We start from the raw sequence: 13,460 nt of genomic DNA, 5'->3' as shown, positions 1-13,460 counted from the left end.
CGGGCGCCCATCCTGCGGAGGATTTATGCCAACAATCATTGTTACCAAGCCGTTCCCGTTCGCGGTCGACGGTAATCATGTGATCCAGATAGAGGTGGGCGAGCAGGAGGTCTCTGAGCGATGCGCCATCGTTGCTGTGGAGCATCTGGAGTACGCCACGCTTGCAGGTGAACCGAAGGCCGAGCGCAAGCCACGGAGCAAGCCATGATTGATCTGCCCATCGTCAAGGCTCACTTACGGGTCGACCATGACGATGAGGATGCGCTAATTGAGGGCTACAGGGATGCAGCTCTCAGTGCGTTTGAGACCTGGACCAATCGCACCTTGGTCGATCCAGAAGGAACTTTGCCTGATCCAGTCGGCAACGCGCTATTGATGACTAAAGCGATCAAGCAGGGCGCGCTGATGCTGATCGGTCACTGGTACAGCGACAAGGAGTCGGTGGTGATCGGTGGCGTAGCGGTTGAACTGCCTATGGCAACCAGTGCTCTTTGGAAGCCTCACCGCTGGGTGAATATATGAGAGCCGGCGATCTTCGTCATCGAATTACCATCCAGCGCCCCGAGTACGTGCAAGATCAGGCTACGGGGGAAATGACCCCCTCATGGGTTGATGTATCGAAGGTCTGGGCCAGTGTCAGTCCGTTATCTGCTCGCGACCTCATTGCCGCAGCTGCTATCCAGTCAAAGCTGACAGCTCGCGTCGTCATTCGTTACCGCGCAGGTATCGACTCGACCATGCGAATCGTGCACCGCGGCGAGTTTTACAGCATCGAAGGCCGACCGCTGGAAGATCCAAAGTCTGGGATTGAGTACCTGACCATTCTGGTTTCAAGGGAGGGCTAAGGATGGCTGATGGCATGGAGTTCAGCATCACCGGTTTAGATTCATTGCTCGGCAAGCTTGAGGCAGTGACATACGACCTCAAGCGCAAAGGTGGGCGCTCGGCGTTGCGCAAAGCTGCTCAACTGGTGGCCAACAAGGCAAAGGAGGGCGCCGAAAAGCTGGACGACACGGCAACGGGCAGGTCTATCGCCAAGAACATCGCGCTTCGGTGGAATGGGCGGCTGTTCAAGCAGACCGGCGATCTGGCCTTTCGAGTGGGCGTACTGCATGGCGCTGTGCTTCCCAAGAAAGGGGCCACTCCTGATTTATCAGCCAATGGGCCAACCCCCCACTGGAGGCTTCTGGAGTTCGGCACCGAGAAAATGCAGGCCACCCCGTTCATGCGAAAGGCCCTCGCTGACAACATCAGCGCTGCAACTGACGCATTCGTCACTGAGTACGAGAAAGCAATCGACCGCGCTATCAAGCGCGCAGCGAAGAAGGCCGCTCAATGAAGTATCCGCCAATTTTTCAGGTTGCCGCCGCCGACCCAGCCGTTACAGCGCTGCTGGGCACCAACCCGACCCGGCTCTATCTGTTCGGCATGGCCCCGGATAATCCAGCGGGCACGTACTGCGTCTGGCAGATCATTGACGGGTCGCCCGATAACTACCTGGCAGGCCGGCCAGACGTCGAGAGTCATACCCTGCAGATCGATGTCTACGCCGCCACAGCTGCTGAGGCACGGGCCGCTGGGCAGGCTTTGGAGTACGCCGTCGAGCTGTCCGCCTCGGTGGTTGGCTACAACGGCGAGAACCGGGACACCGAAACAGGCCGATACCGCTATAGCTTCAGCGTGGACTGGATTGTCCGCCGATAACCAAGCCCCAAACCCAAGCCCGCCATGAGCGGGTATTTTTTTGTCCGCAGGAGACACCTATGTCCATTCTCACCCAGGGCACGCAGGTCTTTGCCCTCGTTCCACCGCTTTCCGGCACTGGCCCCTATACCGTCATGGAGGTGGAGTGTGCCACCAGCTTTGACCCAGGCGGTGCGCCGGCTGACCAGATTGAAGATACGTGCCTGAGCGCCAAGGAGCGCAGCTACAAGAAGGGCTTGCGCACCCCTGGCCAGGCTTCCCTGGGCTTGAATGCTGATCCCAACAACGCTAGCCATATTCGCCTGCATCAGCTTTCCGAGGCTGACGGCGATACCAGTATCAAGTGGGCGGTGGGCTGGTCTGATGGTACGGCGCTGCCAACGCTTGAAACTGACGGCGATGATTTCGAACTGCCGGCCACGCGGACCTGGTTCGTGTTTGAAGGTTACGTGTCGGACTTCCCGTTCTCGTTCGCTGCAAACACCGTCGTGACCACCACTGCAACCATTCAGCGTTCGGGCGGTTCCGCCTGGATCAAGAAAACCACATAAGGGCGAAACATGAACCTGACTGAACTGAAAGCTGCCGGCGGTCTCGTCGGCGGCGCCATGGTAAAAAAAGCGGTTGTGTGGAAACACGAGGACACCAAGGGCAAACCTGTCACTGACAAGTTCTCGATTTTCGTAATGCCGCAGTCATTCGGCATGATCGAAAAGCTCTTCTCTGCCAGCGATTCAGAGCAGAGCCGCAATGCAAAGTACATCTCGACTTGCGTGACGCTCGGCGAAAACGGCGAAGAGGCAATTTCCTACGAGGATGCCTACCGCCTGAACCCTGGTCTTGGCTGGGCCATTCTTGCCGCCGTGCATGAGGTCAATAACACCGGGGCCGACCGCACAAAAAACTAACAGCCGCCGATGAGTTCTGGCATGAGCTGGTGCTGAACGGAGTCGGCGGGCGAACAGTGGCAGAGGCCAAGGCCAATATCAGTTATCCCGAGGCCATGGCCTGGGCTGCATACAGAAACAAACATGGTTCCTTCAACTTGGCGAATCGATCCGAGCAGATGGGCGCGATCATTGCGCTGCAGGTGAATCGGCTGGGCGGCGGCACCGCAGAGTTGATCGACTTCATGCCTCACCAAGAAAAAGCAGGGGTATCGCTCGAGACGGCAATGGCCGAATGGGCATGACCTGCGCATCCACAGGAAATAGCCCATGGCTACTCGTTCACTCGGCACGCTGACGCTGGACCTGATTGCGCGCATCGGTGGTTTCGAGCAAGGCATGGATAAAGCCGGCCGCCTCACCGAAAAGCGCATGAAGGAGATGGAGGCCCGTGCCGAGGCCGCCGGCAAGAAGATCGGCGGCGCACTTGCAACCGTGGTGACCGCCACCCTGGGTGTGGGTACCGCCTCGCTGGTGATGCTTAAAAACACTGCGGCGGCGACCACCGAGACCGACCGGTGGGCCAAATCCCTGGGTATCGGGACCACTGTCTTGCAGCAGTGGCAATATGCCGCCGAGCGCGCCGGACTCAGCGGCGACAAGATGGCCGACATCTTCAAGGATATCGGCGACAAAATCGGCGACGCAGTTATCACCGGCGGCGGGGAGGCCATAGAAGGTCTCAAAAAGCTGGGGTTGTCAGCCGAAGAGCTGGCGCGAATGGCGCCCGACAAGCAGCTACTGGCAATCGCTGACGGCCTTAAAAAGGTCTCAACGCAGTCCGAGAAAATCAACATCCTCGAGAGCCTTGGCAACGATCTTTCGCGGATGCTGCCCCTGCTCGATAAAGGGGGCGAGAGTCTGCGCAAGTACCTGGCCCAGGCAAAGGACTTTGGGATCGCAATGGATCCTGCGCAGATCGCGAACCTGGTGCGCGCAAACGAAATCATCCAAGACCTGCAGTTCCAGGTCGAAGGGTTGCGCAACGAGTTCGTGTCCGGGCTAGCAAACGTTGATATGGGCCCCCTGCAAAACTCGCTCGATGGCTTGCGCGATATCGTTAAGGATCCAGCGTTCCAGCAGGGCATGGCAGACTTGGCCGCGCTGGTTGTGAAGTTGACCGGCGCCGCCGCAAGCGGCCTGGCACAACTGCCCAACGACTTGCGCGCAATGGCCAATGACCTGAAGCAGGTCACGTCCTTTTTCTCAACGGACCGGAAAACACGACATCTGGCCGGCGTCTCCGACGAGGAGGCCACCAACCGGTCACTGGATGCTTATAACAAGTCGCAGGGCGCGCTCAACAAGTTCGCCACCAACCCAACGCTATTCGTTGGGGACCTGTTCGGGCAGGACCTGGGGGCCGCCAAGAAAGCATCGGATGAGCGTCTAGCGAGTTACAAGGCCTATAGCGATCTGCGCGGCTGGGGCGATCAGAAACTGGTTGAGGGAAATAAGCAGGTTGAGCAGCAAGAGCAAAAGGTCGCCGCAGCATTTACTGGAACCACCGCGGCATCACTGAAACTGCTCGACTCATATGATCGCCTGAACAAATTGCAGGAGGACCGTGCCGAGCTCGTTGCAGCAATGGCCAAAGATCCTGCAAACGCTGACCGCTACAGGCGAGCAATTGAGGCGATTGATAAGCAGGTAGCTCAACTCAACGGCACCACCAAAGCCGCCACGGAGGCCCAGAGCAAACTCAAGGCCCAGCTCAAAGAGGCCGCCACAGCTTTTGATCAACTCCGTCAGACCTATGATCCGGTAAATGCTGCGGCGCACGAATTCAGCAAGCAGACCGGACAGATCGCACTGTTGGAGAAAAACGGAAAAATCTCCAAAGAGCAGTACGGTAAAGCCACCGCTTGGTTGGCGAGCCAGTTCAACGAGGCGGTTAACGCCGCCACCGGTCTTTCCCAGGCGATGCAGTTCCAGGCTGACCTGGAGCGGCAGCTCAACAATCAGCGCGAGCAGTATGCGGCACAGGCTGCGGCCGTCGCCATGGGCAGCAAGGAGTCCGATCGCTATCTCGAGCGCCTGGAGCTTGAGCGTCAGACCAACGATAAAGTTCTTTCCCTTCGGACCGAGCTTGCAACAGCTACAACTGACACTCAGCGCAAAGCCCTTCAAGACCAGATTGACCTGACAAATGCGTACCTGCCGAAGCAAGTGGCTGCGATGCAGGAGGGATGGGCGCAGATGGACTCTGCGCAAAGCGACTGGTCAAACGGCGCGAAGAGCGCCTGGCAGGACTATTTGGATAGCGCCAAAGACGTCGCCGGCCAGACGAAAAGCATGTTCAGCAACGCTTTCAGCTCCATGGAAGATTCGCTGGTGAACTTTGCCATCACCGGTAAGGCGTCGTTTGCCGACTTCACCAAATCCATTCTGGCCGATATGGCGCGCATCGCTGCCCGCCAGGCAAGTTCGGCTCTGCTGGGCAGCTTGGTCGGTGCTGCGGCCAGTTACTTCGGTGGTGGTGCAGCTGGCGGCAATGGGCTTGCGGCCGGGTCTGCTGGTGCCACTTCGTCCAACTTGGGGGCGTCTGCTGGGGGTTACTCCGGAAGCTACTTCCCACAAGCCAAGGGCGGCGCATGGTCGGGCGGCGTGCAGATGTTCGCCGATGGTGGCGCATTCACAAACTCTATCGTCAGCAAGCCAACGGCGTTTGGGATGGCCGGGGGCATGGGATTGATGGGGGAGGCTGGGCCAGAGGCAATCATGCCGCTGACCAGAACAGCGAGTGGTGCTCTTGGTGTGAGGGCTGTTGGTGGCGGCTCTGGCGCTATGGGCGCTCCTGCCCAGATAAATGTGACCGTGACTGTCGCAAGTGATGGGACTACCAGCGCTACAGCGGATGACCTCGCATATCAGCAGTTCGGGAAGGATCTCGGTGATTTTGTTGACCAGCGTTACCGTCAGCTGATTCGCAAGGACCTGGGGCAGGGCGGCAGCATTAAAAGAGCAATCAGTGGGTAATCAACTATGGCGCTTGAAAGGTTCACCTGGTGCCCGAGGACTGACCCGCAGGGCCAGGCAAAATTCCGGGTCCGCACCAAAGGCTTTGGCGATGGTTACGCGCAATCGGTAAGCGATGGCATCAACAACAAATCGCAGTCCTGGCCGCTCACGTTTCTCGGTGATGGCATTCGCACCAAGCAGATAATGGACTTCATCGACGCCCATAAGGGCGCCAGGGGCTTTTTGTGGACGCCGCCGCTTGGTGAGCTGGGGCTGTACAAATGTGATGGATATCAGCTCACACCCCACGGCGCGGAAAACTACACGCTCACCGCAACCTTCGAACAAAACTTCCAACCCTAAAGGTTATATATGGCACTGATCGCGGACATCCAAAAACTGGAGCCCGGCGGCGAGATTCGCCTGTTCGAAATCGACGGGACTGAATACGGCGCCGATTATCTGCGCTTTCACGGGCACGCCATACCGCACACGCCGGATGAGCTTCTGGCTTATGAGGGGGTGGAAGAGGAGCTCCCAGCCAAGTCGATCTGGTGGCAGGGTGCCGAGTACGCCGCCTGGCCTGTGCAGGTTGAAGGTATTGGCTCTAACAGCGATGGATCGGCTACCAGGCCAACGTTCGCCGCCGGCAACATCAATGGCCGTGTCACAGCGCTGTGCCTGGCATTCGAGGACATGCTCAAGTTCAAGCTGACCGTTCGCGAGACGCTGGCCCAGTACCTGGATGCGGTGAATTTTCCAGAAGGTAACCCAACGGCCGACCCTACCCAGGAGGCGCTGGAGATCTGGTACATCGACCAGAAAACCAGCGAAGACGGCGAGGCGGTGGTCTGGGAGTTGTCCTCGCCGGGCGAGATCGATAACCACGGGCTGCCTGGGCGACAGATGACGACCTTCTGCCACTGGGCCATGACCAACGGTTACCGCGGGCCGGACTGCGGCTATACCGGCCCAGCGATGTTTGACGACGAGGACAACCCAACGACCGATCCCGCCCGGGACCAATGCAAGGGCTGCCTATCGTCCTGCAAGCTGCGCTTCGGCGAGAACAACGAACTTTCTTTCGGCGGATTCCCCGCCGTTTCCCTGATTGCCCGGAGCTGACCATGCGCAAGCATATTGTTGCGGCGGTCCAGGCGCATGCGGCAGCCGAGTATCCGCGTGAATGCTGCGGCCTGTTGCTGGGCGTCGGCCGCGCGCAGAAGTACTTCCCGTGCAGGAACATCGCCACGGATCCGAAGGAAGAGTTCCGGCTTGATCCAGAAGACTACGCCGCAGCGGAGGACCTGGGAGAGGTGATCGGCATCGTCCACTCCCACCCGGACGCCACCAGCCGGCCGTCACCGCACGACCTGGCCATGTGCGAGGCCACGGCGCTGCCCTGGCACATTCTCTCCTGGCCCGAAGGAGACCTCAGGACGATCACGCCGAACGGCAGTACGCCGCTGCTCAAGCGCCCGTTCGTACACGGCGCCTGGGACTGCTGGCAGGTCTGCGCCGACTGGTATCAGCGCGAGTGGGGATTGGAATTCGAAGCCTTCCAGCGCGCCGATGGCTGGTGGGAGAGGGCGGAAAACCCAAGTCTCTACGAACAGCATTACGAGGCTGCCGGCTTTGTGCGCGTAGACAGCCCTCAGCGCGGCGACATGATCGTTATGCAGGTTGGCCGGACGGTGCACCCGAACCACGCAGGCATATATCTGGGCACTGATCCGGCGCTGCCTGGTGAGGATTCCGCTACCTTCGGCCCCGGCCCGTTCCTGCTGCATCACCTATACGGTAGGCCGTCCGAGATCATCGTCTACGGCGGTCCATGGCATGACCGGACACGCCTGATTCTTCGCCACCGTGATGCAGGGTGATACAGTCGGCACTTTCAGGATGAGGATCGATCATGCGGATTTTGATAGCGGCGGCGGCGGTGGCGATGCTGGCGGGGTGTATGCCGCCGACAATGAACGAAGCGCGACTGGATGGCCCTTACAAGGTTTTGCATTCAAAAAAGTCAGATAAAAACGTCGCAGAATGTGTCCAATACGAATGGCAGAATCAGCCAATCTTCGGCGGAACGCCGGGTGCAACTCTTCAAGCTGGAAGACCAAACGGATACACCGTGTTCACAGAGGCCTCAGCTTATTTCGTAGATGTTCAGCCTGAAGGGGCTGGCTCGGTCTCAAAATATTACGTAGTGCTACCCAATTGGATTGCAAATAAGAGATTGGGAGCTCTTCAGGGCTGTCTGTAGGCACAGACTTATTTCCTTGGCTCACTTCGGTGGGCCTTTTTATTGTCTGGAGATTTTTATGGCGGCACTGGTAATCAACTATCAGCCCATGACGACGGTTCTCCTATACGGCCAATTGCGCCAATTTGGAAGGTCGTTCCGTCTTTCGGTACGGTCACCGGCCGAAGCAATCAAGGCGCTTTGCGTTCAAATCCCAGGCTTTGAACGGTTTTTGTCTAATGCAAAGTCGCGAGGTATCGAGTTTGCGGTTTTCCGTGGGGCTCAAAACGTCGGAGAAAAAGAGCTTGGATTCACTGGCAAGGGGGACATCCGTATTGCTCCGGTGATCACTGGTAGCAAGCGTGGCGGGGCTCTACAAACAATAATTGGAGCCGTACTTATTGTTGTGGGGCTGGTGATCACAGGTGGTAGCTTTGGCACCATGGCCCCTTTCGGCTCGGCCCTGATAATGATGGGCGGCTCAATGGTTTTGGGCGGCGTGATTCAAATGCTCAGCCCCCAGGCTGGCGGACTCAAGACAAGCGCCGCGCCCGAGAACACGCCCGGCTACGCCTTCGGCAGCGCCAAGAACACCACGGCCTCGGGCAACCCGGTACCGCTTTGCATCGGCGAGCGCCGCTGGGGCGGGGCGATCATCAGTGCCGCCATATACGCCGAAGATCAGATGTAGCCGCAACCAACAGCACTGCAGCCGCCCACGAGGCGGTTTTTTATTGCCTGGAGAAAAAGATGGGCGACGACAGCAAGATCGACATCCACGGCGCCAAGGGCGGCGAAGAGAAGCCTAAAACGCCAACGGAAGCCCCTGACAGTCTGCGCTCGGTTGCCATTGCAAAAATGCTCATCGCCGTGGGCGAGGGTGAATTCGAAGGCACACCAACCGCCAGGGACATCTACCTCGACAACACTCCGCTGCAAGACCCACAGGGAAACATGAACTTCCCGAACGTCAAGTGGGAGTGGCGCATCGGGGCCGTGGACCAGACCTATATCCAGGGCATTCCATCGGTCGAGAACGAGACCACTATCAACACCGAACTGCGCAGCGGAACCCCGTGGATTAGGGCGATCAGCAACACCCAGCTTTCCGCTGTGCGCGTGCGGTTTGCCTGGCCGGCGCTTCAGTCCGTCGATGCAAATAACAACATCAACGGCTATCGCATTCAGTACAAAGTCGAGTTGGCAACCGATGGCGGGGTTTACCAGGAGGTCTTGAACGAGGCGGTAGATGGGAAGACCACAACCCTATACGAGCGTACCCGTCGAATTGACTTGCCGAACTCCACCACCGGCTGGCTGATGCGCATAACACGGTTGACGGTAAACCAAAATAGTCCGGGCAAGTTTTCGGACATCATGCAGATCGCCGGTTTCACCGAGGTGATTGACGCAAAGATCCGCTATCCAAACACCGCGCTCCTATACATCGAGTTTTCCGCCGAGCAGTTTCGCAGCATTCCGGCGGTAACCGTCGGTTGTAAGGCTCGCAAGTGGCAGGTCCCGAGCAACTACGACCCGGTCTCGCGCACATATAGTGGTGTCTGGGATGGAACGTTGAAGGAGGCTTACACCAACAATCCTACCTGGGCTACTTACGGCATCACCACTGCTGACCGCTTCGGCCTGGGCCGTCGCATTAAGCCGTGGATGGTGGACAAGTGGGAGCTGTACCGAATCTCGCAATACTGCGACCAACTGGTGCCGGACGGTAAGGGTGGCCAGGAGCCGCGCTTCATCTGCAACTTGAACCTGCAGAGCAAAGCCGATGCCTGGTCACTGCTGCGCGACATCTCGGCGATCTACCGAGGCATGACCTACTGGGCCCAGGGCCAGGTGTTCACTCTCTCGGATATGCCGCGCGCAACGGACTTCGACTTTGCCTACACCCGGGCAAACGTCATCGACGGCAAGTTCACCTACTCCAGCGCATCGGAGCGCACACGCTACACCAGAGCGCTGGTCAGCTACGACAACCCGCTGAACAACTACGACACCGATGTCACCGCGGTGACCGACCAGAAGCTGCAGCGGCGCTACGGCGATAACCCGCTTGAGATCAGCGCTATCGGCTGCACCCGCGAATCGGAGGCCCAGCGCCGCGGCAAGTGGGCGTTGCTGACCAACTCCAAGGATCGGGCCGTAACGTTCAAGGTTGGCTTGGATGGCCGTATCCCGCTGCCTGGCTACGTGATCCCGATTGCTGACGAACTGCTCGCCGGGCGTGCCATCGGCGGGCGTATCTCAGCGGTAAACGGCAAGGTCATCAAGCTGGACCGCGACACCCAGGCCAAGCCAGGCGACCGACTGATCCTCAACCTGCCTGACGGCAAGTGCGAGGCGCGCACTGTGCAGTTGGTCAGCGGGCGGCAGGTTACGGTCACCGTGGCTTACTCCGTGACACCTGAGCCGGAATTGGTGTGGGCGCTCGATGCTGACGACTTGGCAGTCCCGCTTTACCGGGTGGTCAGCGTGGCCCGGCCAGAGCCTGGTGTGTTCGAGATATCGGCCGTTCAGTACGACCCGAGTAAGTTCGCGCACATCGACACAGGCGCGCGCCTGGAAGAGCGGCCGATCAGTGTTATCCCGATCACCGTGGTACCGCCGCCGGCCAGCGTCACACTGACGTCGAGCTATGCGGTGAACCAGGGTATCGCCATCAGCACCATGAACATCTCGTGGCCAGCTGTTGCTGGCGCCGTTGCCTATGACGTGGAGTGGCGCAAGGACAGCGGCAACTGGATCAAGGTGCAGCGTACCGGCTCGACGAGCGTTGATGTCACCGGCATCTACTCGGGCGCCTACCTGGCCCGAGTGCGCGCCGTGAGCGCGTTTGAAATCTCGTCGATTTGGAAAAACTCCAGCCTGACCAACCTGGAAGGCAAGACAGGCCTGCCGCCGGCGGTGTCGTTCCTGACCACCACCAGCCTGATCTATGGCATCGGCATCCAGTGGGGATTCCCACCAGGTGCGGAGGACACCCAACGGACGGAACTCTGGTACAGCGAGTCGCCCGACTTGACGACGGCGGTAAAGCTGAGCGACTTCAGCTACCCGCAGGCCTCGCATGAGATGCACAGCCTGTTGGCCGGGGCGAGTCTGTTCTTCTGGGCGCGCCTGGTTGACCGGACTGGAAACGTCGGCCCGTTCTTCCCTTTGCCAGGCGCCGTCAACGGTCAGGCCAGCAGCAAGCAGAGCGACTATGAGGCGTACTACGCCGAGAAGATCGGCAAGGGCGCCCTGTACCAGAGCCTGCGCGAGGAGATAGAGCTGATCACCGGCGACGGCCCAGGCTCAGTAAATGAGCGCCTCGAGGAAGCCAAGCAGGAGCTGGAGGATCTGATCAAGCAGGTAAGCGATGCTCTCGCTTACGACCCGGCAAAGCCCTATCTGAAGGGCGACATCGTGCGGCTTGATCAGCGACTCTACCAAGCGAAAGGCCCTGTGCCTGTGGGCGCAACGCCTCCCGACGTTACGTACTGGGTCGATATCGGCACCATTCTTGAAACGACTGATGCACTGGCATCCCAGGTCCAGATCATCGAAACCAAGATCGAGGAAATCGACGGCAAGGTGTTGGCCACCGCCACCTCAGTTGAGGCGTTGCGCTCAGCTGCCCGTGGTGATGACGGCGCCGGCGATTTGGCCGACGCAATCAAAGGATGGACGTCTACGGCTGATCTTGCAGTAGAGCGTAAAACCCGAGCCAGCGAAAACGATGCGATGGCTCAGCAGCTGCTCACCCTAGGGGCCCAGGTAGGCGACAACAAGTCGTCGCTGACTGTACTGGAGCAGGTTGTTGCATCGAACCGCGAGACGTCTGCGGCGCAGATCACCAAACTGAATAGCGATCTGTCTGCGGTCGATCAAAAGGCTAACGGCACTGCCCAGGCGCTCACCAGCCTCGACACGAAAGTCACCAACCTTGACGGGAAGATCACATCCCAGGCATCGAGCAACGAGGCGCTGCGGGCTTCGGTTCGTGGGGACGATGGCTCTGGTGATCTGGCAGGGGCGATCAAGGCATGGGAGTCCACCGCAGCCATCAGCACGGAGAAGAAGGTGCGCGCATCTGAAATCGAGGCCCAGGCCAAGGTATCGGAAACGCTGCAATCCAGCATTGGACAGACAAGTGCCTCTGTCCAAACGGTCAGTGAAACCGTGGTTCAGCTCAACGGGAAGGTGTTGTCTCAAGTCACCATGAAAGCTCAAACAGTAGTGGATGGCCGAAAGGTCGCCACGGGGTTTGCGTTTGGTTCGAACGGCGAGCAGTCCGAGTTCCTGATCATGGCCCAGCGTATGGCTGTGGTTAATGAAATCGACGGAAAGGTAATTCCGATGTTTGTCATTGAGAATGGCCAGGCTGTTTTCAATACGGCAATCATCAGCAAGGCGTTTGTTCAGGAGATCATCTTGGGCATGACTCTGCGGTCGCCTACGGTTGATTCGAAGGGCCGGCCATTGCTGGAAATCAACATACCAGCAGGTACGTTCACTGTTCGCAGTCCTGGAGTGGGCGGGTCTTCCGTCCTTAACAACGATGGTCTCGCGGTGTTCGATTTGAATGAGGTACTCAGGCTTATGGCGGGGAGGCTTTCCTAATGAGTTTCGGTCTAAGGATGTGGTCATCTAATAGAACTTTGGAATTTGATACCAGTATATCGACTTACAGGATCGTTTTATCCGTCTTGGTTTCATATGCGTCGGGGCCGGGTGGGACTAGGACATTTTCGGTTCCAGGATGTAATGCCAATAACTCTATTTGCTTTTTTTTGCCGATTAATAACGATACGTCGCAAGTTACTTCAAATAGGCAGTTGGAGTGTGAGATGGCACAGGATGTGGTTTATACAAGAAACTTCTTAAAAGGTAGCCCTTCCGATTCTTTCTCAAGCGCAACAATGCGACTGATAGTCGCAAGGTTTGGTTGATGAGTTACGGACTGCAAGTATTAAATGATACGGGTGCGATATCCCTAGACTCAGAGTATGCGAGGCTATGTGTATTTCACAAGGGCTCTTATACAACTAGTGCCTCTGTCGTATTTTCATCTGTTGTTACCACGCAAGAGCCGCCACTTGTTTTTGTGCGTCCGCAGAACAATGGGTCACTCATCCAGCTTGGAGTGTTGCTAGAAGGGGCTGCTGGTGCTTGGACTGGTTGCTCCATAACATCAGGACAGGCACATTCTGGATCTATATTCATCGGCGCATTTTCCTCTGTCCCCAGCGCGTCCTATGGCTTGAGGATTTGGGATGCAACAGGCAAGCAAATTTTTGATTCCGGAACCCAGGCAGCTGTGTTTACCAGAGCCGTACAAAACTGGACCTACACACATACAACTTATAGCGCTCAGGGATTGCCGACTAATTGGTATTCTGTTCCGATGAGTTATGAGATTGGTGACTATTTGATGGTAAACAATGCCAGAATGCCAATGATGGGTGGGAACAATGAATCGCGGGGGACCGGGCTAAGGTATGATTTCACGGCCTCACTTTTAAGATTTAGTGTTACTACTGTATCCAACCCAATATACTTCTTACTACCCGCTGTATTCGGCACTATTTCTGTTTGAAGGTTCT

Annotated in this window: 16 protein-coding genes; all 16 read left to right on the top strand. The window is 57.8% G+C overall.

The features are described from left to right. The first annotated feature begins 25 nt into the window (after nucleotides 1-25). A complete protein-coding gene (locus tag APH41_RS02235) occupies nucleotides 26-208 on the top strand; it encodes a hypothetical protein (RefSeq protein WP_054917184.1) in 183 nt (60 codons plus the stop codon). Then, complete coding sequence (locus APH41_RS02230; RefSeq protein WP_054917183.1) at nucleotides 205-522, top strand: head-tail connector protein; 318 nt, start codon at nucleotides 205-207, stop codon at nucleotides 520-522. Before APH41_RS02235 ends, APH41_RS02230 begins: the two co-directional genes overlap by 4 nt. Further along, nucleotides 519-845 (top strand): phage head closure protein, encoded by a 327-nt coding sequence (locus APH41_RS02225; RefSeq protein ID WP_054917181.1) that lies wholly within the window; start codon nucleotides 519-521, stop codon nucleotides 843-845. The genes APH41_RS02230 and APH41_RS02225 overlap by 4 nt, the downstream gene beginning before the upstream one ends. A gap of 2 nt (nucleotides 846-847) precedes the next feature. Then, nucleotides 848-1,339 (top strand): HK97-gp10 family putative phage morphogenesis protein, encoded by a 492-nt coding sequence (locus tag APH41_RS02220; protein WP_054917179.1) that lies wholly within the window; start codon nucleotides 848-850, stop codon nucleotides 1,337-1,339. Further along, a complete protein-coding gene (locus APH41_RS02215; protein WP_054917178.1) occupies nucleotides 1,336-1,704 on the top strand; it encodes a DUF3168 domain-containing protein in 369 nt (122 codons plus the stop codon). Before APH41_RS02220 ends, APH41_RS02215 begins: the two co-directional genes overlap by 4 nt. Nucleotides 1,705-1,763: 59 nt before the next feature. Further along, nucleotides 1,764-2,255, top strand: a complete 492-nt coding sequence (locus tag APH41_RS02210; RefSeq protein WP_034127816.1) for a phage tail tube protein — start codon at nucleotides 1,764-1,766, stop codon at nucleotides 2,253-2,255. A gap of 9 nt (nucleotides 2,256-2,264) precedes the next feature. Beyond that, nucleotides 2,265-2,612 (top strand): phage tail assembly chaperone family protein, TAC, encoded by a 348-nt coding sequence (locus APH41_RS02205; RefSeq protein WP_054917176.1) that lies wholly within the window; start codon nucleotides 2,265-2,267, stop codon nucleotides 2,610-2,612. Between the two features lie 29 nt (nucleotides 2,613-2,641). Continuing rightward, nucleotides 2,642-2,896, top strand: a complete 255-nt coding sequence (locus APH41_RS02200; RefSeq protein ID WP_054917174.1) for a hypothetical protein — start codon at nucleotides 2,642-2,644, stop codon at nucleotides 2,894-2,896. Between the two features lie 25 nt (nucleotides 2,897-2,921). Then, on the top strand, nucleotides 2,922-5,630 hold the full coding sequence (locus APH41_RS02195; RefSeq protein WP_054917173.1) for a phage tail tape measure protein: 2,709 nt from the start codon (nucleotides 2,922-2,924) through the stop codon (nucleotides 5,628-5,630). A gap of 6 nt (nucleotides 5,631-5,636) precedes the next feature. Then, nucleotides 5,637-5,975 (top strand): phage tail protein, encoded by a 339-nt coding sequence (locus APH41_RS02190; protein WP_054917172.1) that lies wholly within the window; start codon nucleotides 5,637-5,639, stop codon nucleotides 5,973-5,975. Nucleotides 5,976-5,984: 9 nt separating this feature from the next. Beyond that, nucleotides 5,985-6,737: a phage minor tail protein L gene (locus APH41_RS02185; protein WP_054917170.1), complete on the top strand. Its 753-nt coding sequence runs from the start codon at nucleotides 5,985-5,987 to the stop codon at nucleotides 6,735-6,737. A gap of 2 nt (nucleotides 6,738-6,739) precedes the next feature. Then, entirely contained in the window at nucleotides 6,740-7,495 is a 756-nt protein-coding gene (locus tag APH41_RS02180; RefSeq protein WP_054917168.1) for a C40 family peptidase, read from the top strand. A 32-nt stretch (nucleotides 7,496-7,527) separates the two neighbouring features. After that, nucleotides 7,528-7,878: a hypothetical protein gene (locus APH41_RS27810; RefSeq protein WP_082430405.1), complete on the top strand. Its 351-nt coding sequence runs from the start codon at nucleotides 7,528-7,530 to the stop codon at nucleotides 7,876-7,878. A 58-nt stretch (nucleotides 7,879-7,936) separates the two neighbouring features. Further along, nucleotides 7,937-8,548, top strand: coding sequence for a tail assembly protein (locus APH41_RS02175; RefSeq protein ID WP_054917167.1), 612 nt, complete (start codon nucleotides 7,937-7,939; stop codon nucleotides 8,546-8,548). Between the two features lie 59 nt (nucleotides 8,549-8,607). Beyond that, complete coding sequence (locus APH41_RS02170; protein WP_054917165.1) at nucleotides 8,608-12,477, top strand: phage tail protein; 3,870 nt, start codon at nucleotides 8,608-8,610, stop codon at nucleotides 12,475-12,477. A gap of 328 nt (nucleotides 12,478-12,805) precedes the next feature. Then, nucleotides 12,806-13,453 carry a hypothetical protein gene (locus tag APH41_RS28690; protein ID WP_156359017.1) on the top strand — a complete coding sequence of 216 codons (648 nt, stop codon included), beginning with the start codon at nucleotides 12,806-12,808 and terminating at the stop codon, nucleotides 13,451-13,453. The last annotated feature ends 7 nt before the right edge of the window (nucleotides 13,454-13,460 follow it).

Origin of the sequence: Pseudomonas sp. NBRC 111138, from assembly GCF_001320835.1 — a bacterium.
GTDB classification, from domain to species: Bacteria; Pseudomonadota; Gammaproteobacteria; order Pseudomonadales; family Pseudomonadaceae; genus Aquipseudomonas; species Aquipseudomonas paracarnis.
Note: the sequence above shows the minus strand (reverse complement) of the source record. Positions and strands in the feature narration are given on the sequence as shown.